At 68.8% G+C, this 19,647-nt stretch carries 18 protein-coding genes; 10 read left to right on the top strand and 8 right to left on the bottom strand.

Annotation, left to right across the window (positions count from 1 at the left end):
- Window positions 1-94 precede the first annotated feature (94 nt).
- Complete coding sequence (locus P0Y60_17395) at window positions 95-1,090, top strand: ABC transporter substrate-binding protein (protein WEK61054.1); 996 nt, start codon at window positions 95-97, stop codon at window positions 1,088-1,090.
- A 422-nt stretch (window positions 1,091-1,512) separates the two neighbouring features.
- On the opposite strand, the gene P0Y60_17390 is transcribed toward P0Y60_17395, so the two are convergent.
- Genes P0Y60_17390 through P0Y60_17365 form a run of 6 tightly spaced genes read right to left on the bottom strand, consistent with a single transcriptional unit; the run spans window position 1,513 to window position 6,843 of the window.
- The gene (locus P0Y60_17390) at window positions 1,513-1,809 is read right to left on the bottom strand and encodes a putative quinol monooxygenase (GenBank protein WEK61053.1); all 297 of its coding nucleotides are present in this window, start codon (window positions 1,807-1,809) and stop codon (window positions 1,513-1,515) included.
- 42 nt (window positions 1,810-1,851) lie between these two features.
- On the bottom strand, window positions 1,852-2,799 hold the full coding sequence (locus P0Y60_17385; protein ID WEK61052.1) for an aryldialkylphosphatase: 948 nt from the start codon (window positions 2,797-2,799) through the stop codon (window positions 1,852-1,854).
- A complete protein-coding gene (locus P0Y60_17380; GenBank protein ID WEK61051.1) occupies window positions 2,796-3,761 on the bottom strand; it encodes a shikimate dehydrogenase in 966 nt (321 codons plus the stop codon). Before P0Y60_17380 ends, P0Y60_17385 begins: the two co-directional genes overlap by 4 nt.
- A gap of 8 nt (window positions 3,762-3,769) precedes the next feature.
- Window positions 3,770-4,723, bottom strand: a complete 954-nt coding sequence (locus tag P0Y60_17375; protein WEK61050.1) for a phosphoglycerate dehydrogenase — start codon at window positions 4,721-4,723, stop codon at window positions 3,770-3,772.
- Window positions 4,723-6,243: a xylulokinase gene (gene xylB / locus P0Y60_17370; protein WEK61049.1), complete on the bottom strand. Its 1,521-nt coding sequence runs from the start codon at window positions 6,241-6,243 to the stop codon at window positions 4,723-4,725. Before xylB ends, P0Y60_17375 begins: the two co-directional genes overlap by 1 nt.
- 9 nt (window positions 6,244-6,252) lie before the next feature.
- Entirely contained in the window at window positions 6,253-6,843 is a 591-nt protein-coding gene (locus tag P0Y60_17365; protein ID WEK61048.1) for a glucose-6-phosphate isomerase family protein, read from the bottom strand.
- Between the two features lie 216 nt (window positions 6,844-7,059).
- On the opposite strand from P0Y60_17365, the gene P0Y60_17360 reads away from it, so the two are divergent.
- Window positions 7,060-7,425 (top strand): VOC family protein, encoded by a 366-nt coding sequence (locus tag P0Y60_17360; protein ID WEK61047.1) that lies wholly within the window; start codon window positions 7,060-7,062, stop codon window positions 7,423-7,425.
- Between the two features lie 8 nt (window positions 7,426-7,433).
- Here the strand turns inward: P0Y60_17360 and P0Y60_17355 are convergent, their stop codons facing one another.
- Window positions 7,434-7,970, bottom strand: coding sequence for a CGNR zinc finger domain-containing protein (locus P0Y60_17355; GenBank protein ID WEK61046.1), 537 nt, complete (start codon window positions 7,968-7,970; stop codon window positions 7,434-7,436).
- 39 nt (window positions 7,971-8,009) lie between these two features.
- Between P0Y60_17355 and P0Y60_17350 the strand changes: the two genes are divergently transcribed.
- The 7 genes from P0Y60_17350 (at window position 8,010) to P0Y60_17320 (ending at window position 17,714) form a co-directional block, all read left to right on the top strand.
- The gene (locus P0Y60_17350) at window positions 8,010-8,987 is read left to right on the top strand and encodes an EamA family transporter (GenBank protein WEK61045.1); all 978 of its coding nucleotides are present in this window, start codon (window positions 8,010-8,012) and stop codon (window positions 8,985-8,987) included.
- A gap of 68 nt (window positions 8,988-9,055) precedes the next feature.
- Window positions 9,056-9,727, top strand: a complete 672-nt coding sequence (locus P0Y60_17345) for a GntR family transcriptional regulator (GenBank protein ID WEK61044.1) — start codon at window positions 9,056-9,058, stop codon at window positions 9,725-9,727.
- Complete coding sequence (locus P0Y60_17340) at window positions 9,724-11,250, top strand: MmgE/PrpD family protein (protein ID WEK61043.1); 1,527 nt, start codon at window positions 9,724-9,726, stop codon at window positions 11,248-11,250. The genes P0Y60_17345 and P0Y60_17340 overlap by 4 nt, the downstream gene beginning before the upstream one ends.
- A 157-nt stretch (window positions 11,251-11,407) precedes the next feature.
- The gene (prpB, locus tag P0Y60_17335; GenBank protein WEK61042.1) at window positions 11,408-12,310 is read left to right on the top strand and encodes a methylisocitrate lyase; all 903 of its coding nucleotides are present in this window, start codon (window positions 11,408-11,410) and stop codon (window positions 12,308-12,310) included.
- Window positions 12,311-12,312: 2 nt separating this feature from the next.
- Window positions 12,313-13,503 carry a bifunctional 2-methylcitrate synthase/citrate synthase gene (locus P0Y60_17330; GenBank protein ID WEK61041.1) on the top strand — a complete coding sequence of 397 codons (1,191 nt, stop codon included), beginning with the start codon at window positions 12,313-12,315 and terminating at the stop codon, window positions 13,501-13,503.
- A gap of 287 nt (window positions 13,504-13,790) precedes the next feature.
- Window positions 13,791-16,508, top strand: coding sequence for an alpha/beta hydrolase-fold protein (locus tag P0Y60_17325; protein WEK61040.1), 2,718 nt, complete (start codon window positions 13,791-13,793; stop codon window positions 16,506-16,508).
- A gap of 66 nt (window positions 16,509-16,574) precedes the next feature.
- Window positions 16,575-17,714 (top strand): hypothetical protein, encoded by a 1,140-nt coding sequence (locus P0Y60_17320; GenBank protein ID WEK61039.1) that lies wholly within the window; start codon window positions 16,575-16,577, stop codon window positions 17,712-17,714.
- A gap of 56 nt (window positions 17,715-17,770) precedes the next feature.
- Here P0Y60_17320 and P0Y60_17315 read toward each other — a convergent pair whose 3' ends face one another.
- Window positions 17,771-18,841 carry a LacI family DNA-binding transcriptional regulator gene (locus P0Y60_17315; protein WEK61038.1) on the bottom strand — a complete coding sequence of 357 codons (1,071 nt, stop codon included), beginning with the start codon at window positions 18,839-18,841 and terminating at the stop codon, window positions 17,771-17,773.
- A gap of 88 nt (window positions 18,842-18,929) precedes the next feature.
- On the opposite strand from P0Y60_17315, the gene P0Y60_17310 reads away from it, so the two are divergent.
- On the top strand, window positions 18,930-19,625 hold the full coding sequence (locus tag P0Y60_17310; protein ID WEK61037.1) for a GntR family transcriptional regulator: 696 nt from the start codon (window positions 18,930-18,932) through the stop codon (window positions 19,623-19,625).
- Window positions 19,626-19,647 lie beyond the last annotated feature (22 nt).

Raw genomic sequence — 19,647 nt, 5'->3', positions numbered from 1 at the left:
AGCCGACCCCGCGGAACCCTCCGCACGGCACACAGCACCAGGAATGTCCACATCCCCGGCTCCGGCCGGAACCCACATAAACAATGGAGTTTCCATGAAGTTCGGCAAGAAGACCGCATTTGCGGCACTCGTCGCCTCGGCGGCACTCGTCATGGCCGGATGCGCGGGCGACACAGGCGGCGGCGACGCCGGCAGTGGCGACGGCGGCAGCGGCGACAAGATGTACATCGCGATGGTCTCGAAGGGCTTCCAGCACCAGTTCTGGCAGGCCGTCAAGAAGGGTGCCGAAGAGCGCGCCGCCGAGCTCGGCGTCGACATCACCTTCGAAGGCCCCGCTGCCGAGACCGAGATCGACGCCCAGCTGCAGATGCTGCAGACCGCGATCGACAAGGGACCGGATGCGATCGCCTACGCCGCCCTCGACCCCGAGGCATGCGTGACCCCGCTGCAGCAGGCCAAGGACAAGGACATCCCCGTGGTGTACTTCGACGCACCCTGCGACGGCGACGTGGGCCTGAGCCTCTCCGCCACCGACAGCAAGGTCGCCGGCGCACTGGCCGCAGAGCACATGGCCGACCTGATCGGCGGCGAGGGCGAGGTCGCCATCGTCGGCCACTCGCAGATCAACTCGACCGGTGTCGAGCGTCGTGACGGCTTCGTCGAGAAGATCGAGTCGGACTACCCCGACATCGATATCGTCGACATCCAGTACGGCGACGGAGACCACCTGAAGTCGGCTGACATCGCCAAGGCCATGATCGCGGCGCACCCCGACCTCAAGGGCATCTACGGCACCAACGAGGGCTCCGCCATCGGCGTCGTGAACGCGGTCAACGAGCTCGGCCTCGAGAAGGGCAAGCTCACGATCGTCGGCTTCGACTCCGGAGCAGCGCAGATCAACGCCATCAAGGACGGCACGATGGCCGGCGCCATCACGCAGGACCCGATCGGCATCGGCGCACAGGTCGTTCAGGCCGCATACGACGCGGCCAACGGCAAGGACGTCGACGAGTTCTACGACACCGGTTCGTACTGGTACGACAAGACCAACATCGAGGACCCGAAGATCGCTGCGGTTCTCTACGAGTGATCTGAGTTCGTGAAGAGGCCCCTCGCCTTCAGGTGGGGGGCCTTCTTTTGTGTGGGTGTGGGGTCTTGCGGGGTGCGGCGCGCTGATTGCAGGGTGATGTGTGGGATGCAGGGCGGATGCTGGTGATGCTCCCTGCATCCTGCTTTTCTCCCTGCAACGCGTGCGGGTCTGTGCGTGGAGAGTGCGCGGCGGCCTGACCGGGCGAACTCATTGGCGCCAGGTGTCGGAATAGCCGCGAGATGGCGACAAGAGGTGTCAACTTCGTGCGCAGGCGCCCCGTGTTGTTGGCGCCTAGTGTCGGAATGGGCGCGCGATTACGACAAAAGGTGTCAACTTCGGGCGACGGCGGGCCGGGGAGACAGGACTCCGCGCGGGGAGACAGGACTTCGCGCGGCGGACAGGATGCCGCGGGGCGCGGGGGCTCAGATGCGGCGGAGGAAGGTGAGCTGCGACGAGGGCTCCGCGATCAGCTCCTGCAGTGCGGCGTTGAAGGGCACACCCGCGGGCGACGCGAGGTGCGCCTGGAAGGCCTCGTCGTCGCGATAGACCTCGTACACGAAGAAGCGGTCGGAGTCGTCGGCGAGGCGTGTGGCGTCGAAGACGACGTTCCCCTCCTCGGCACGTACGCCCTCGGCGAAGTCGCGCAGCAACGCGGCGACGGCGTCACCGGACCCCGGACGTGCCGTGAACGTGGCGTGCAGGATGGTCGGCTCGGACATGCGTTCTCCTCGTTGCGTGATGGGTCTCGGAAGGATGCAGGGTCAGGACAGAGCAAGAAGCCGCGCGGGAGTGGCGACGAGCATCCGCTCCACGGCTGCATCGCCGATCAGCGCACGCAACCGCGGGACGTACCGCTCGCCGAGGTAGGCGAGGCCGGGCATGCCGCCGTAAGCGCTGTACCGGCTGCGTCGGGCGACGTCGCCGCCGAGCACGATCCGATCACCGCCGCCGGCAGCGACCACGGCGGCCGTGAGAGCGAGCAGCTCCGCATCCGACCGGGTGCGCGGGCGAGCGAACCCGTCGTAGCCGAGGAAGGCACCGCGCTCGGCCAGCGACACGTGCAGACCCGGGTCGGGGTCGCGGTCGGCGTGGGCGAGCACGACACGCTCGGATGCCACACCCTCGGCGGCGAGCAGGTCGAGCACCTCGTGGGCGGCCGTACAGAACTCCAGGTGCACCATGATCGCGGCGCCGGTCGCCCGGTGCGCGGCGGCGAGGGCGTCGAGCGTGGTGCGCTCGAAGTCGCTGATGTGCCAGTAGTCGATGCCGCCCTTGAGGATCCCCGCGCGCACAGGCGAGCCGTCGGGAGCCTGGGCGCGGGGGCCGTCGGGTGCGGCATCCGCCTGCGGCATCCCCTCGGTGATCTCGGTGATGAACCGGGCTGCGAGCCGGCCGGCATCCCACGTCCGCGTCGGGTCGGTGGGGAGATAGTGCGCCTCGCGGTGGCGTCCGGTCGTCGCGACCACGTGCAGGCCGGTCGCGACGCTGATGCGCGCGACCGCCTCCGGGTCGCGGCCGAGACCGATCGGGGTCGCATCGACCATCGCGGCGAATCCACTGTCGCGCAGCAGCCCCGCCTCGGCGGTCGACCTCGGCTCGTCGTCGAGCTCGTCGCCCGGCAGCAGCGGCGTGATCTGGAACAGGTGCTCGTGATAGTTCGTCGCCCCGAGCAGCGCCGGGTCGATGTCGCCGAGGACCGTGCGGATCATCGGCGTGCGAACTCCGCGGCCTCGGCGAGCTGTTCGACGATCTCAGGGGTGAGCTCGAGCTCGAACACGTCGGCGACCACCTGCGACCAGCCGTGGATGAAGTAGCGCCAGCCGTCGACGACTTGCAGGGAACGGGCGGCCTCCTGCGCGCGCGCCTGATGCAGGAACTCGAGTGAGCCGCGGTAGTTGAACTCCCACACGACCGCGTTCTCGGGGAACACGACGTCATCCGGCAGCGGCGAGCCGGGGCGGTCCTTGCCGAGTCCTGTGGCGTTGACGATCAGCGAGCCGGCCGGAGTGCCAGCGATGAGTGCCGCTGCCTCCTCCGGGGTGTCAGTGCGGACATATGTGATCAGACCGTCGGGCGTGCCGTGCTGCGCATGCACGGCCCGCAGATGGGCGAGCTTCTCGTCGTCGCGGGCCGTGACGGTGACCTTCGACGGCGCATCCGCCCGCTCCGCGAGAGCCCAGCTCAGCGCGGTGCCCGAGCCACCGGCGCCGAGGATCACGACCTCCGCGCCGGTGCGGGCGAAGTGGTCGGACGGCAGGAAGTCGTTGAGGGCAAGGTCGACAGTGAGCGGGTCCTTGGCACGGCCGATCAGGCGGTCGCCGCGCTTGGAGATGCTGGAGATCTCGCTGCACGACACGGCGAACGGGTCGAGCTCGGCGAACAGGTCGGAGGCTGCGGCGTACACGTTCATCTTGTGCGTGGTGACGAGGGCGCCACGGTGATTCGGGTCGTCGCGGATCTGCTCGACCATCGCGATGTACTGCGCGGGCGTGGCATCCATCGGCAGATCGTGTCCCACGAGTTCACGGGTGGGGAGCCCCAGCACGTCGGCCCAGCGGGGGAACACCTGCATGATCGACGAGGATGCCGTGCTGACGCCGACGAAGCCCATGTATCCGGCGGTCGCGGCAGCCTGTGCCGGGGCGGCAGCGGTGGTGAGGGAAGAGGACATCGGTTCTCCTAGCGAGCGATCACGGGGTGGGCGGGCTCTGCGCCCTTGAGCACGGCGATGACGTCGTCGAGCGAGAGGGAGCCCATGTTGTCGACCGCCTGGGTCGTCTGGGCGCCGAGATGAGGGGTCACGATCACGCGGTCTGCGAGGTCGGTGGCCAGCAACGGGCTCGCGCTCGCCGCCGTGTCGCCGTACAGGGTGTCGGCGGCGAAACCGGCAAGGGTCCCGGCTCGAAGTGCGTCGGCGAGTGCGGCTTCGTCGACCAGGTCGCCGCGAGCGGTGTTCACCAGCACACTGCCGCGGCGCATGCCGGCCAGCCGCGCGGCGTCGACGAGCAGCTGACCACCGGGGGCGTGCAGCGTGATGAGGTCGGCCTCGCGGAACAGTTCGTCGAGCTCGACCGGCTCGGCGCCGTTCGCACGCACGAGATCGGCGGGCAGGTACGGGTCGGCCGCGACGATGCGCGAGCCGAAGCCGCTCAGCCGCTTCGCGACGCCCTGGCCGATGCGGCCGAAACCGACGATGCCGACCGTCGCGGCACCCAGCTCCCGTCCACGCCGCACACCCCAGTCGCCATCGCGCACCCGGCGGTCACCGTCGGGGATGAAGCGCAGCATCGCGAGCATCAGGCCCACGGCGTGGTCGGCGACGGCATCCGCGTTCGCGCCGGGGGTGTTGGTGACCGGGATGCCGCGGCGTCCGGCGGCGTCGAGGTCGACCGCCTCGGTGCCCACGCCGTAGCGCGCGATCACCTTGAGCTTCGGAGCTGCGGCGAGGTGCGCCTCGGTCACCTCTCCCGTGCCGGCGATCCAGGCGTCGGCGCCGTGGAGCAGGGAGCGGAGCTCGTCGAGGTCGTGGTGGGCGGGCCCGCGCAGGATGCGATGGCCGGCGCGGCTCGCACGCTCGACCAGGTCGAGGTCGCCGTCGGAGAACGAGCGGCTGGTGACGAGGATGACGCCCATCAGCGCGACCCTCCGACGAGGGGTTCTCCGGCGAACGGCTTCCCCGCGAACCAGGGAGCCAGCGCCGTGTACGCGTCGCTGAAGCGGGCGTGACGTTCGGCGTAGACCGCGTGGCGCCCGGCATCCGGGGTGAACTCGTCGGTGACCTCGCTGAGTGCGCGGGCCGCCGAGAACTCGGCGAGACCCAACCCGACGGCTCCCGTCACGGCCGCGCCGAGGCTGTTGGCCTCTTCGACGATCGTGCGGCGGCGAACGGGAACTCCCCAGACATCGGCGAGCACCGACAGGTACACGTCGCTCTGTGCGCCGCCGCCGACGGCATCGATGCGGTCGATCGTCGCACCGGACGCGCGGAACGCCTGGATGCAGGTGAGCAGGTTGAACGCCGTGCCCTCGAGCACCGCACGCACGAGGTGCTCCCTGCGGTGGTGGCGCGCGAGGCCCACGAAGGCGCCGCGGGCATCGGGATCCCACAGCGGTGAGCGCTCGCCGAGCAGGTAGGGGAGGAAGTACAGGCCCTCGGTGTCGACGTCGGCCGAGGCCTCGGCGGTGAGGCGACCCGTCTCGGGGTGGGCGGGATCGAGGGACAGGGCCTCGGCGATCCACTGCACGGATGCTCCGCCGGCCTGCATCGTGGCGGTCGGCACGAACGACCCCGGCACCACGTTGTCGAACGTGAAGGTGCGCATCGCGGGGTCGTGCAGCGGCTGGTCGGCCGCGAACGAGATCCATGACGAGGTGCCCAGGCACACGTAGGCGCCGTCCTCGGGGGCGACCACACCAGAGCCCACCGCGGCGATCGGACCGTCGCCGCCGCCCATCACCACGCGCACACCCGTGTGCAGGCCCAGGGCGGCAGCCGCGGCATCCGTCAGCGTCCCGGCGACCGTGGTCGACTCCAGCACCTCGGGGAACAGTGCGGGGTCGAGGCGTGCGGCCTGCAGCACCTTGTCCGACCAGGTGCCGGTGCGCTGGTCGTAGGCGTTGGTGCCGGAGGCGTCGGAGCGATCGGTCGCCAGGCGCCCGGTGAGCCGCAGCACGATGAAGTCCTTCGCGACGCAGACGCGACGCACGCGCGACCAGATTTCGGGCTCGTTGTCGCGCACCCACATGATCTTCTCGACCGAGTAGGTGGGGTTCAGTCGGTGGCCGAGGATGCCGTACGCATGCTCGGCGCCGAGGGCGGCCTCGAGCTCGCGCTGCTGGGCGCCCGCGCGGGTGTCGGCCCAGATGATCGCCGGCCGCGCGGGCTCGCCGTCGGCGTCGAGCAGCACGGCGCCCATCATCTGTCCGCTCACGACGAGTCCGGCGACCGCGCTCGGCGCCGTCTCGGTGCGGGCGAGCAGGTCGCGGGTGGCGGTGACCACAGCCTCCCACCAGTCGGTCGGGTTCTGCTCGGCGATGCCCCCGGCCGCGAAATGCGCGGGGTAGGGAACCGTGACCGAGGCGATCAGACGGCCGTCGTCGTGGTGCAGCGAAGCCTTGTTCCCGGTGGTGCCGAGGTCGTGCGCGATGATCATGCTCGGAGACTATTCCGTGGGCGCAGAGGCGTAGGGGCGCAGGTCGACGGCGCCGTCGGCGCCGCGATAGGCGCGCGATCCCATGCCGTGCTCCAGCACCCAGCCGTAGTCGTGACCCGCGCCGCCCGGGTAGACCGCGAGGAAGGCGTAGGGCTCGACGCCGGTGTTGACCGAGCGGTGCGCCCAGCCCGGCGGGATGTAGCCGATGGTGCCCGGCAGCATGTCGAGCCATTCGGTGCGCTCGCCGTCGAACATGAGCAGCCCGCCGCGTCCCTGCAGTGCGAGATAGATCTCACCCTGGTGGTTCGGGTGCTGGTGTCCCTTGGTCATCCACAGCTCGCCGGACGTGTCGCCCGGCATGATCGTGGTGATCGACTGCGGCAGCTCGCGGTCGATCTCGGGCACGGGAGAGCTGACGACCGTGTAGACGACGGGGTTGTCGTCGGCGGATGCGGCGGCCCAGGCATCGGCGTCGAGGAAGAGCCCTTCGAGATCCGACATGCGGCGCGTGAGCGTAGGGCCCGCGGGGGAGAGCGTCAGGTTCTCAGCATCGAAGGCGATCGCCATCGGAGAGATCGGCGGGGTGTGGAACTCGGGCATTCGGGGCTCCTCGTGAGCGTGGGCGTCATTGCTCGGCTGCGTGCGACAACCTGTAATAACAAGTGAGCATACCTGTTATGACAGGTGCAGTCCAGGCCGGGATGCGCATTCGCGGGGGTCGTGTGCGCGAGTGCGCGGGAATCGTGAGGACGTCGGGGTTCCGCGTGTCGGAGGGGCGGCGCATACTGGCTGCGTCCACTCGGCGAAAGGGAGATCATGGCGCACGGAGACATCACCCATATCGACATTCCGGTCGGAGACCTGGATGCGGCGAAGGCGTTCTACGCCGGGCTGTTCGGCTGGAGCATCTCCGAGCCGCCGGGGTTCGAGGGGTACCCGATGTGGCGGGGGCCGAACCAGTTGTCGGGTGGCGGACTCGCGCCGCGCAGTGACGGCTTCACCCAGCCGCGGTCGTACGTCGAGGTCGACTCGATCGATGACACGATCGTGAAGGCGCTCGCCGCAGGAGGCTCGGTGGCGATGGAGAAGCAGCCCATCACCGAGACCAGCGCCTGGGCCGTGATCGTCGATCCCGACGGCAACCACATCGGCCTGTTCGACGGCGTGGTGGAGATGGACTGAGCTGCGGGCTACGCCTCCGCGCGACGGGCGCGGTAGGCGGCGACCGCGTTGCGGTTCGCGCACACGGTCGAGCAGTAGCGCTTGGAGCGATTGCGTGAGAGGTCGAGGGCGAGCGACTCGCAGGTGTCGTCGTCGCAGACCGAGATGCGGGATCCCTCGTCGACACGGATCACGTCGATCAGCGCCATCGAGGTCTCGATCAGCACGCGTTCGGCGAGAGGGCGATCGTCGGCGATGGAGTGCAGGTGCCAGTCCATGTCCCCATGGCGCACCAGGCGCGGCGCGACGCGGGATGCGGCGAGGGCGGCGTTCACGTGCTCGGCCATCTCGTCGCGCGGCGCGAGCAGCATGGTGCGCAGGGGCGCCCGCAGTGCGCGGAGGGATGCGACCTCCGCCTCGTCGCGGTCGAGGCGTCCCGTGTAGGGGAACTCGTCGAAGAACGCGCGTTCCTCGGCGACATCCGTGAGCGTGTCGGGATCCTCTGCGGAGTTCACGAGCCAGACGGCTGCGCGCAGAGCATCCTCCGTGTCATCGGTGAAGATCATGTTGACACCTTACATCCGTGCCGAGTAGCGTCACATCTCATGAGCACCGTGAACAATGACACTGTCGTGTCGCAGGGAGTGCGCCTCGGGCTCCCGCTCGCGATCGGCGCCGCCTTCGCCTTCGGGATGTCGGGCGGATGGGCGCGCGGACTCATCGATGCGGGATGGACGCCGGGCGCCGCGGTCACGGCGCGCATCTGGGTCGCGGCGCTGGTGCTGCTGATCCCTGCGATCCTGTCGCTGCGCGGGCGCTGGGGTGTGTTGCGCCGCAATGTCGGGATGATCGCCGCCTACGGGCTGCTCGCGGTAGCGGCCACACAGCTCTGCTACTTCCAGGCGGTCGCGGTGATGGACGTCGGCATCGCGCTGCTGATCGAGTACACGGCCCCGATCGCCGTCGTGCTGTGGCTGTGGGTGCGCCGAGGCGAACGGCCGAGTCGGCGCAGCATCCTCGGAGCGGTCGTCGCGTTCGTCGGCCTCGTGTTGATGCTCGACATCCTCACCGGTGCGACAGTGAACGGCGCGGGCATACTGTGGGCCCTCGGCGCGATGGTCGGGGCGGCGACCTACTTCATCCTCTCCGCGAAGGCCGACACCGGTCTGCCGCCGATCGCTCTCGCCGGCGGCGGACTGCTGCTCGGCGCGATCGGCCTCGCCGTCGCGGGGCTCATCGGTGTGCTGCCGATCGCATGGACCACGAACGACATCGAGTATCGCTTCGGCAGTGTGCCGTGGTTCGTGCCGGTGCTCGCCATCGGCCTCATCGCCACCGCGCTCGCGTACATGCTGGGGATCGTCTCGACTCGGATGCTCGGCTCGCGTCTCGCCTCCTTCATCGCTCTGGCGGAGGTCGTCGCTGCGCTGCTGTTCGGCTGGCTGCTGCTCGGTCAGCTGCCCGATCTGCTGCAGATGTTCGGTGGGGTGCTCGTGCTCGCCGGGGTCGTGGTCGTCAAGCTCGGCGAGCCCGCCCCGGCGGCCGCGGAGTTCGTCGAGCCGCTGCCGACGAAGACGACCTAATGTATACGAATTATGGCTGACGGCGAGATTCACGTCACCGGCCGCCCCTTTGTGTATACACTGAGGGCATGACCCTGCCTGCGGAGCGCACCACGGCGGGCGACCGCGCGTATGCGGCACTGCTCGACGGCATCCAGTCCGGAGCGCTCGCCGCCGGCGTCGTGCTGGGCGAGGTCGAGCAGGCCGATCGGCTCGGCGTCAGCCGCACGCCGATGCGCGAGGCGCTGCGCCGGCTCGCCGCCGACGGACTGGTCGTGCAGCAGTCCCCGCGGGTCACCGTCGTGGCGGATCTGGATGCCGACGACATCCGCGCGCTGTTCGAGATCCGCCGCGCGCTGGAGGAGACGTCCGCCCGCCTCGCCGCCACCCGTGGGGACGCCACGCACTTCGCCGCGCTCGCCGCCGAGTTCGCCCACGTCGACCTCACAGCTGCCGAGGGACGCGACGCCTATTACGCGCTGATCGCCCGGTTCGACGTCGCACTCGACGCCGCGGTGGCCAACGACTACATCGCCTCTGCCCTGCGCACCGTGCGCACGCACCTCGTCCGCGTCCGGCGCATGGCGCGAGACAAGCCCGATCGGCTGGCGGCATCCGCCTCAGAGCACCGCACGATCGCCCAGGCCCTCGCCGCCCGCGACGGCGACCTCGCCGCCCACGCCACGCACGTGCACCTGCACAACGCGCTGACCGGCATCCTCGACTCCCTCCCCGATTCCGCGACCGAAGGAAGACCATGACCGTCACCCACCACGTCCGCGTGCACCGCAGCGACGAGAACCTCGCACGCGAAGACCAGCTCGCCTGGAAGATCGCCGAGGTCGCCGCCGACCAGGTCGAGGTCGAGCAGCCCGTCGTCGACATGATCATCAACCGCATCATCGACAACGCGTCGGTCGCCGCGGCATCCCTCACCCGTGCGCCGATCAACGCCGCCCGCGCGCAGGCGTTCAGCCACCCGGTCTCGACCGGCGGCGCGGGCTCGAACCTGTTCGGCGCGGCGCTCGATCACCGCACCAGCCCGGAGTGGGCGGCCTGGGCGAACGGCGTGGCCGTGCGCGAACTCGACTACCACGACACGTTCCTGGCCGCGGAGTACTCGCACCCGGGTGACAACATCCCGCCGATCCTCGCGGTCGCCCAGCACGCCGGCAAGGACGGACGCGCGCTCGTGCGCGGCATCGCGACCGGGTACGAGATCCAGATGGACCTGGTGCGTGCGATCTGCCTGCACAAGCACAAGATCGACCACGTCGCGCACCTCGGGCCGTCGGCCGCGGCCGGTATCGGAACCCTGCTCGGACTCGACGTCGAGACGATCTACCAGGCGGTCGGCCAGGGCCTGCACACCACGACAGCCACACGCCAGAGCCGCAAGGGCGAGATCTCGACCTGGAAGGCGCACGCTCCGGCCTTCGCCGGGAAGATGGCCGTCGAGGCGGTCGACCGGGCGATGCGCGGACAGACCAGCCCGGCGCCCATCTACGAGGGCGAAGACGGTGTGATCGCCTGGATGCTCGACGGCAAGGATGCCGCCTACGAGGTGCCGCTGCCTGCTGCCGGAGAGCCGAAGCGCGCGATCCTCGACTCGTACACGAAGGAGCACTCGGCCGAGTACCAGGCGCAGGCGTGGATCGACCTCGCCCGCAAGCTCGGCACCGAGAACCCGGCGCTGCGCGACCCCGCGAACATCGCCTCGATCGTGCTGCACACCAGCCACCACACGCACTACGTGATCGGTTCGGGAGCGAACGACCCCCAGAAGTATGACCCGACGGCATCCCGCGAGACGCTCGACCACTCCATCCCGTACATCTTCGCGGTCGCGCTGCAGGACGGCGGATGGCACCACGTCGACTCCTACGCCCCGTCGCGGGCCGGTCGCGAGGACACGGTCGCGCTGTGGCGCAAGATCACCACGGCCGAGGATGCCGAGTGGACGCGCCGCTACCACTCCGAGGATCCCGATGTGAAGGCGTTCGGCGGTCGGGTGGAGTTCCTCCTCACCGACGGCTCGACCGTGGTCGATGAGATCTCGGTCGCCGACGCGCATCCGCTCGGCGCCCGGCCGTTCGCCCGCGACGACTACATCGCGAAGTTCCGTCTGCTCGCGGAGCCCGTGTTGGAGCCGGCCGAGATCGAGCGCTTCCTCGCCCTGGTGCAGCGGCTTCCCGAGCTCACGGCCGCAGAGGTCACAGAGCTGTCGATCGTCGCGAAGCCGGGCCTGCTCGAGGCCGCCCCCGCCCCGGCCGGACTGTTCTGATGCTGGGTCAGCACGCGGCGTCGTTCACAACTCCTCAAGAATCTGGCGCCGCGACCGGTATGTCGACGGGAGCGCCGCGGAATCACGGCGTGGCGGGCCGCAGGGCTCGGAGTATTTGCGGAGTTGTGAACGCTGACCGCATGAGAGGAAGCATCTGATGCTGTACTCCACCACCACCCCGGCCGAGAAGCGCCGCCTGTTCCGCGAACGGCTCGCGAGCGGCGAGCTGCTGCGGTTCCCCGGGGCGTTCAACCCACTGAGCGCACGGCTCATCGCCGAGAAGGGGTTCGACGGCGTCTACATCTCGGGCGCCGTGCTCGCCGCTGACCTCGGGCTGCCCGACATCGGCCTCACCACGCTCACCGAGGTCGCGGGGCGCGCGAAGCAGATCGCCCGCATGACCGACCTGCCCGCGATCGTCGATGCCGACACCGGCTTCGGCGAGCCGATGAACGTCGCCCGCACGATCCAGGAGCTCGAGGATGCGGGACTCGCCGGCGCGCACATCGAGGATCAGGTCAACCCCAAGCGCTGCGGCCACCTCGACGGCAAGAGCGTGGTCGATGAGAACACGGCGATCAAGCGCATCCGTGCCGCCGCCGACGCGCGCCGCGATGAGAACTTCCTGATCATGGCGCGCACCGACATCCGCGCCGTGGAGGGACTGGATGCCGCGATCGACCGCGCCAAGGCGCTGGTGGATGCCGGGGCGGATGCGATCTTCCCCGAGGCGATGCGCACGCTGGCCGAGTTCGAGGCCATGGCGAGTGCGCTGGACGTGCCGATCCTGGCGAACATGACCGAGTTCGGCAAGAGCGAGCTGTTCTCCGCCGCGCAGCTGCAGAGCGCCGGGGTGAGCATCGTCATCTGGCCGGTGTCGCTGTTGCGCATCGCGATGGGCGCGGCGGGCCGTGCGCTCGATACTCTGAACGACGAGGGGCATCTGACCTCGAAGCTCGGCGAGATGCAGCACCGCGCCGATCTCTACGACCTCATCGACTACGAGTCGTACAACCACTTCGACTCCGGGGTCTTCAACTTCACCATCACGAAGGAGTGACCATGACCGAGCCGGACATCAAGAAGGGCCTCGCGGGCGTCGTCGTCGACACGACGGCGATCTCGAAGGTCAACCCCGAGACGAACAGCCTGCTCTACCGCGGGTACCCCGTGCAGGAACTGGCGGCGACGCAGCCGTTCGAGGCCGTCGCCTATCTGCTGTGGAACGGCGAGCTGCCCACGCCGGAGGAGCTCGCGGCCTTCCGCGCGACCGAGCGCAGGCACCGCGCGCTCTCGCCGGCAGTCAAGGACGCGATCGATCGCCTGCCGCTCGACGCGCATCCGATGGACGAGGTGCGCACCGCGGTGAGCGTCATCGGCGCGATCGAGACCGCGGGCATCAGCAATGTGCTGGATGCCGTCGGCACTCCCGAGGAGAACCTCGAGCGCAGCCTCACCCTGTTCGCCGCACTCCCCGCGATCGTGTCGTACGGGCAGCGCCGGCGTCGGGGGCTCGACCTGATCGAGTCGCGTGACGACCTCGACTACGCTGCGAACTTCCTCTGGCTGACGTTCGGCGAAGAGCCCGACGATGTGGTGGTCGACGCGTTCAATCGCTCGATGATCCTGTACGCCGAGCACTCGTTCAACGCGTCGACCTTCACGGCGCGCGTGATCACCTCGACCCTGAGCGATTTGTACTCCGCGGTCGTCGGGGCGATCGGCGCCCTCAAGGGGCCGCTGCACGGCGGGGCGAACGAGGCCGTCATGCACATCTTCGACGAGATCGGCACGGCCGACCAGGTCGAGGGCTGGCTCGACGCCGCGCTCGCCGAGAAGCGCAAGATCATGGGCTTCGGGCATCGTGTCTACAAGCGCGGGGACTCGCGGGTGCCGACGATGAAGGCAGCGCTCGACACGCTCGTCGCGCACTACGACAAGCCCGCCGTCGGCGAGCTGTACGACACGCTCGAGAGCGAGTTCGTCGCCCGCAAGGGCATCTACCCGAACCTCGACTATCCCTCGGGCCCGGCGTACAACCTCATCGGGTTCGACACGCTCACGTTCACGCCGCTCTTCGTCGCCGCGCGCATCACCGGGTGGACCGCGCACATCATCGAGCAGCAGTCGGCGAACGCGCTGATCCGTCCGCTGTCGCTGTACAACGGGCCCGACGAGCGGCACATCGACGCCTACGTGCCCGATACGGCCGCGGTCGACGTGCAGGAGCGCCCGGAGGAAGCCGCCGGCTGAGCATCCTCGCCAGCGTCACCTCCTGCTCCGGTCGCGATATGCCAGCCTAATTCGCTGATTCGGCTGACATATCGCGACCGGAATTCTCTGTGCCAGATTTACAACGTCGTAATTGTGCCTTGACACCAGAATATTGGCGCGACATGCTGTCAGGCAGCGGTATTACGACGTTGTAAATCTGCTCTATCCACGCGCCGGCGTGATCCCGCTGAGGACTCTGCTCGAAAGAGCGTGCTCCGAGCCGCGTGCGGTCTTGTGCGCGGATGACACGAGAGGAATCAAAGGTGATGAGAACTCGAACAAGTGCTTCTTCCCGCGGCAGTCGCAGCCGCTGGGTCGCACTACTGGCGGCGACCGCTGTGGGGGCCGGCTCGCTGCTGGCCGTCGCACCCGCGGCAGCAGCCGAGGCCACCCCCGCGGACCCCTGGATATCCCAGCCCGCAGACGGGCTCTACCGGTTCACGGTGCCGGACTCGGTCGTGCGCAGCCAGGTCGGTAGCGCACCGGCCTCGCTCGCGGTCGAGGGCAACTTCGGTCCGGGCAACAGCTGGTCCCAGCTCAACCTCGGCCTCAGCGGAGGCTCGTGGACCGCCACGATCGGACCGCTCGAGCCCGGTCAGTACTACTTCCAGTACAAGGCCACGGTCGCCGGCACTGAGAAGCTGATCACGTTCCGCAACCCGGCGGCGGAACAGGCCGTCACTGCCAAGCCCTCGTACAGCACGTTCTTCATAGGCGGGGCTTCGGCTGCCTGGCAGGCGGATGTCCCTGCGGGAGGAGAGTTGCACACGCTGAGCTACGACAGCGCCACCGCCGGGGAGGAGCGCTCCGCGCAGGTGTGGACACCGCCCAGCTACGACGCCAACCGCGCCGAAGAGTACCCGGTGCTCTACCTCCTGCAGGATGCCGGTCAGGCGCACAGCGAGTGGACCGAACTCGGTCGCGCGGCGCAGATCCTCGACAACCTCGCGGTCGAGGGGAAGATCGAGCCCATGGTCGTCGTGATGGGCGACGGCAACTCGACGGATGTCCGCTCCGAGGTCCTCGACAATCTGCTCCCCGCAGCGCGTGGCGAGTTCCACATCTCGGATGACGCGGCCGACCAAGCCATCGCCGGTATCGGTCGGGGTGCCTCCCAGGCGCTGAACCTCATGGTCACGGATCCGGGAGAGTTCTCGAAGGTGGGCTCGTTCTCGGGCAGTCTCGTGAGCAGCATCAACGCGGCAAAGGCGACGCAGATCAACGACGGCACCGACCTCATCCGGCTCTACGTCGGCAACACCACGGACCGGTCGTACAACCAGAACGTCGCACTGACCGCGAAGCTCGACGCCGCCGGTGTCGAGTACGAGTTCGATGGCGTGAACCCGAGCTACGGCGGAATCTGGGAGACCTGGCAGGACTCGCTCCATGATTTCGCTTCGCGGCTGTTCCAGGATGTCGACGACCACGGGATGAGTGCAGGGCACCGAGCTCTGAACGGTGCGCACTCTGTTCCCGCGACCGGTACCACTCCGACGCCGTGGGTCGATGAACACGGTGTCGTGACCTTCGAGACCGGAACCGAGTTCAGTTCCGCGAAGAACGTCACGATCTGGGCGAACTGGGCGCCAGCCGGTAGCTGGCTGCGGATCCCGATGGAGAAGGTCGGCGACCGCTGGCGTCTCACGCTCGGACCGCTCGAGGGTGGCTCGTACTACTACAAGTTCGTCGTGGATCGGGTCGATCACAAGGATGCCGGCAACCCGACGACCGTGACCTCCGAGGCCAACTGGAGTACGTTCTTCGTGGCCGGCGACGGCATCCGCGGTGCGTTCACCGCAGATGTGGCGCCGGAGCAGCGCGGCGCGGTCGAGACCATGAACTACCCGACGCTCGCCGGCGCGCAGGACCGCTCCGCGTACGTCTGGACGCCGCCGGGGTACGACTCCGACCGTGAAGAGCCGTACCCGGTCTTCTTCCTCCAGCATGGAGGCGGACAGACGTGGAGCGACTGGATCCAGGTCGGTCGTGCCGCGCAGATCCTCGACAACCACTATGCGAACGGAACGATCCGTCCCATGGTCGTGGTGATGGCGAACGGCAACGGAGTGGATTATCCGAAGGAGATCATGCAGAAGCTGATCCCGACGACCGAGGCCGCGTACAACGTCAGCTCCGATCCCTCGCAACGCGCGTTGGCCGGACTGTCGATGGGGTCGGGTCATGCATTGAGCACGCTCTACGCCAATCCGGGCGAGTTCGCCTACATCGGTGCGTTCTCCGCGTTCACGGCTCCGCCGGCGAACGCGAACGTCGAGGCGATCAACGCGGGAACGAAGCTCCTTGCCGTCTACACCGGTGACATCCAGGACTTCACCTATCAGAACACGATGTCGCTGATCACGGCGTTGGAGAGCCGGGGCATCGCGCACGAGTTCCACCCGCCGATCCCCGGTCCGCACAGCTGGGACGTGTGGCAGAAGGCGCTGATCGACTTCGCGCCGAAGCTGTTCGCGGCCGAGACGGCATCGGGCATCCCCGTGACTGCGGCGATCGCAGAAGGGGAGAACGGTGTGCTCGCGATGACCGTCGCCGATTTCGGAGCGGGGATCGCCCTGTCGGCACCGCAGAACGTCGGTGACCGCCTGCGGTTCACCGGCGAACTGCCCGAGGTCGCTGTGACCGACTCCCGCACCGCGCAGCAAGCGGGGCTGGGTGGATGGACCGTCGCCGCGCAGGCGCAGCCGTTCACCTCGCTCGGTCAGACGATCCAGGCCGATCATCTGGGCTGGGCGCCCAAGGTGCTCACGCCGCGGGCCGGTCTGTCCGCGGGGGAGTCACTGACCACTGCGCTGGACGGCGGCCTGGGACTCTCGGCTTCGGGCGAGCTGGCAAGTGCGTCATCGGACGGTCGCTTCGGCTCCGCGAAGCTCGGAGCCGGTCTGCAGCTGGAGGTGCCCGTAGATACACAGCCGGGGTCTTACTCCAGCATCCTGTCCATCTCGCTGTTCCCGGTCGACTGACCGCGGAACCCGGAACCGTGCGGCCGGTCGATTCATCGTCCGGCCGCACGACGGTTTGGAGCACCCATGAACCTGCACCCGCTTCCCGCTCTCGGCGCGACCGGACTCGCGCTCGCACTCATCTTCGGGCAGCCGATGGTCCCGATCGCATTCGGCGGGGTCACCGCCGACCCGTCGCCGGCTATCAACGGACCGTCAGCGCCGACGGAGGCCGCCGACCCCGCAGACGATCCCACCGCGGGTACCACCTGGGCGCTGCAACCGGCGCAGGGCGGTGCGCCCGACGGTCGCGTCTCGTTGCGGCACCGGGTCGAACCGGGGGCGTTCGTGGCGGAGAGTCTTGCGCTGTCCAACTTCGGCGCCGAGCCCGCGACGTTCGCCGTCTATGCGAGTGACGGCGTCGTCGGACGCGACGGCAGCTTCGACCTGATCCCTGCAGGGCAGGATTCGGTCGACGGGGGAGCATGGGTGGCGCTGGGCGCGGTCGATGGAGCCACGCCCCGAGAGGATGGCGGCTTCGCGGTCAGTGTCCCCGCGGGAGAGACGGTGGCTGTTTCCGTGCGCATCGAGATCCCCGCGGATGCATCGCCTGGTGACCATCCCGCAGGAATCGTCGCCGAGCTGCTCCCCGACGCCGCTTCGGAGGTCCAGCTCGCCTCGCGTGTCGGTGTGCGCGTGCATCTGCGAGTGTCCGGCGACATCATGACCGGTGTGCGACCGCAGGCATTGCAGGCGTCGTACGAGCCGTCGTGGAATCCGTTTGCTCCGGGCATCCTGACCGTGCGCTACGACCTGACCAACACCGGCAACGTGCGGGTGGGGGCGCAGACGGTCGTCGATGCCGCCGGCCCGTTCGGCCTGGTCGCCAGCGACCAGGCCGCTGATCCGCAACGGGAGATCCTGCCGGGGCAGTCCGTCGCCGCGCAGGTCGAGATGCCGATGTGGCCGGTGTTCTTCGTGGACGGACGAGCGGTCGCGACGCCGGATGCGGTCGGTGATGACGAGATCGAGGGGACGATGGAGGCAGGCGTCGAGTCGTTCACGGCGTGGACCGTGCCGTGGTCGCAGCTCGTGCACATCGTGCTCGCGGTATCAGGGGTGCTTCTGTTCCATCGACTGCGCACGCGCTCGGCTGCACGCGTGCAGGCACGCATCGATGCGGCCGTCGCCGCAGCGCAGGGGGCGAGATCCGGCGATCCCTCCTGACTGCCCGTGAGGCGGTCCGAGGCGGGAAGCGTGCCCCGTTCCGATGCGGGCGCAGGTCAGTGGCGTGTGCCGGGGAAGCCCGTCGACTCGCGCCGTACGATCCGGAAGTCGGGAGTGACGGTGCGCGGTGGGCGCCGGTCGCCCTTCTCCTCGATGCGCTCGATCAGCAGGTCGACGGCAGACGCGGCGATCTGCTCGCGGCCGACATCGACGCTCGTCAGTGACGGCACCGAGAAGTGCGCCTCGTCGGTGTTGTCGAAGCCGATCACGGCCACATCCTCCGGAACCCGCATCCCGCTCTCACCCAGCGCGCGCAGGGCGCCGAGCCCCATGGAGTCGTTGAGCGCGAAGACCGCATCGAAGGCGATGCCCTCGTCGATGAGCTGTCGGGTCGTCTCGGCTCCGGCGGCATGGTTCCAATGGATGCTGGGACGGATCAGACGCTGATCGACGGGGATACCCGCCTGATCGAGTGCTTCGAGGTAGCCGTCCAGACGCAGACTCGCCGAGCTCACTTCGATGCCGCGCTGCTCTTCGGCGCCGATGATGGCGATGCGTCGGCGGCCCGTGTCGATGAGGTGCTCGACGGCGGCTCGCGCAGACGTGGTGTTGTGCATCGCCACGTGATCGGTGGGCCCGTTGAAGATGCGTTCGCCGAGCAGCACCAGGGGGAAATCGGTGTCGAGCGCGCTCGCATCGCTCTGCCCGAGGGCGGAAGGGCTGAACACGAGGCCATCTGTCAGTCGCAGCCGTCCGCCGCTCACAGCCTGGAGTTCACGAGAGCGCTCGCCGCTCGTCTGTTCCACGACGACTCCGAGACCGCGCACATCCGCGGCGCGGATGACCGCATCGGCGAGCTCGGCGAAGTAGTTCTCCCGAAGCGCAGGCACCGCCAGACCGATGACGCCGGTCTTGCCTGACCGGAGGCCGCGGGCGGACAAATTGGGGCGGTAGTCGAGCTCGTCGATCGCGGCCTGCACGCGGTCGCGTGTGTCAGGTCGCACGTGCGGGAAGTCGTTGATGACGTTCGAGACGGTCTTGATCGACACGCCGGCGAGGCGCGCGACGTCGTGCATCGTCGAACCCATGACCCACCCATCGCGCACCGTGCCGCCGCTGCGGCACATTCCCCATACTCTAGCTTCCGCCCCGCGCGGTGCTGTGGACCGCGCGGCAGGACACTGCCGGGCATGCGGTGCCCCGTAGGATGGCGCAATGCCGACCGAGTCACGCCGACCTGCCCGCCCTGAGCGGATCAGTCCACGCCTGGTGGTCGACGATGTCCACGACCAGCTGCTCCGCCTGATCATCGATGGTCACCTGCCGGCGGATTCCCCTCTGAGCATCGATGCGCTCGCGCGGGAGTTCGGCGTATCGAGCAGCCCGGTCCGCGAGGCGCTCACACGTCTGGAGGGCACGGGATTGGTGCAGCGGCTGGCGCTGAGGGGCTACCGGGTGGCGCCGGCGCTCACCGCCGCGGAGCTCGCGGATCTGATCGACGCGCGGTTGCTGCTCGAGCCGGCTGTGGCGGCCACCGCCGCGCGGCGGGCGGCGCGGGACGAGCTCATCGATGAGCTCGACGCGAGCGTCATCGCATTGGAGACGGCACCGCTCGGCGAGGAGTTCGACTCATTCCGCGCGTACTACGAGGCGGATCGTGAGTTCCATCGCGCGATCGTCGCCGGCACCCAGAACCGTTTCCTGCTGCACGCCTATGATGCGCTGGGCAGTCATGTGCAGAGGTTCCGTCTGTTCTCCGGTCGTGGGGTCACGGATGCCGCCGACACGGTCGCCGAGCACCGCGCGATCGCCCTCGCCATCGCGTCGGGCGATGCGGATGCGGCAGAAGACGCGATGCACGCTCACCTTTCCGGAGTGCGGGAGCGCGCGCTCGCGGAGCTCGACATCTGACCTCTTCGCTCTTCTCGTCCGC

It is taken from the genome of Candidatus Microbacterium colombiense (genome assembly GCA_029203165.1).
GTDB classification, from domain to species: domain Bacteria; phylum Actinomycetota; class Actinomycetes; order Actinomycetales; family Microbacteriaceae; genus Microbacterium; species Microbacterium colombiense.
This window is presented reverse-complemented; position numbering and strand designations above follow the sequence as displayed.

Excerpts from the sequence above, each read along its gene's own strand:
- P0Y60_17395 (WEK61054.1), top strand. The coding sequence starts at position 95 with ATGAAGTTCGGCAAGAAGACCGCATTTGCGGCACTCGTCGCCTCGGCG.
- P0Y60_17390 (WEK61053.1), bottom strand. The coding sequence starts at position 1,809 with ATGTCCGAGCCGACCATCCTGCACGCCACGTTCACGGCACGTCCGGGG.
- P0Y60_17385 (WEK61052.1), bottom strand. The coding sequence starts at position 2,799 with ATGATCCGCACGGTCCTCGGCGACATCGACCCGGCGCTGCTCGGGGCG.
- P0Y60_17380 (WEK61051.1), bottom strand. The coding sequence starts at position 3,761 with ATGTCCTCTTCCCTCACCACCGCTGCCGCCCCGGCACAGGCTGCCGCG.
- P0Y60_17375 (WEK61050.1), bottom strand. The coding sequence starts at position 4,723 with ATGGGCGTCATCCTCGTCACCAGCCGCTCGTTCTCCGACGGCGACCTC.
- xylB (WEK61049.1), bottom strand. The coding sequence starts at position 6,243 with ATGATCATCGCGCACGACCTCGGCACCACCGGGAACAAGGCTTCGCTG.
- P0Y60_17365 (WEK61048.1), bottom strand. The coding sequence starts at position 6,843 with ATGCCCGAGTTCCACACCCCGCCGATCTCTCCGATGGCGATCGCCTTC.
- P0Y60_17360 (WEK61047.1), top strand. The coding sequence starts at position 7,060 with ATGGCGCACGGAGACATCACCCATATCGACATTCCGGTCGGAGACCTG.
- P0Y60_17355 (WEK61046.1), bottom strand. The coding sequence starts at position 7,970 with ATGATCTTCACCGATGACACGGAGGATGCTCTGCGCGCAGCCGTCTGG.
- P0Y60_17350 (WEK61045.1), top strand. The coding sequence starts at position 8,010 with ATGAGCACCGTGAACAATGACACTGTCGTGTCGCAGGGAGTGCGCCTC.
- P0Y60_17345 (WEK61044.1), top strand. The coding sequence starts at position 9,056 with ATGACCCTGCCTGCGGAGCGCACCACGGCGGGCGACCGCGCGTATGCG.
- P0Y60_17340 (WEK61043.1), top strand. The coding sequence starts at position 9,724 with ATGACCGTCACCCACCACGTCCGCGTGCACCGCAGCGACGAGAACCTC.
- prpB (WEK61042.1), top strand. The coding sequence starts at position 11,408 with ATGCTGTACTCCACCACCACCCCGGCCGAGAAGCGCCGCCTGTTCCGC.
- P0Y60_17330 (WEK61041.1), top strand. The coding sequence starts at position 12,313 with ATGACCGAGCCGGACATCAAGAAGGGCCTCGCGGGCGTCGTCGTCGAC.
- P0Y60_17325 (WEK61040.1), top strand. The coding sequence starts at position 13,791 with ATGAGAACTCGAACAAGTGCTTCTTCCCGCGGCAGTCGCAGCCGCTGG.
- P0Y60_17320 (WEK61039.1), top strand. The coding sequence starts at position 16,575 with ATGAACCTGCACCCGCTTCCCGCTCTCGGCGCGACCGGACTCGCGCTC.
- P0Y60_17315 (WEK61038.1), bottom strand. The coding sequence starts at position 18,841 with ATGTGCCGCAGCGGCGGCACGGTGCGCGATGGGTGGGTCATGGGTTCG.
- P0Y60_17310 (WEK61037.1), top strand. The coding sequence starts at position 18,930 with ATGCCGACCGAGTCACGCCGACCTGCCCGCCCTGAGCGGATCAGTCCA.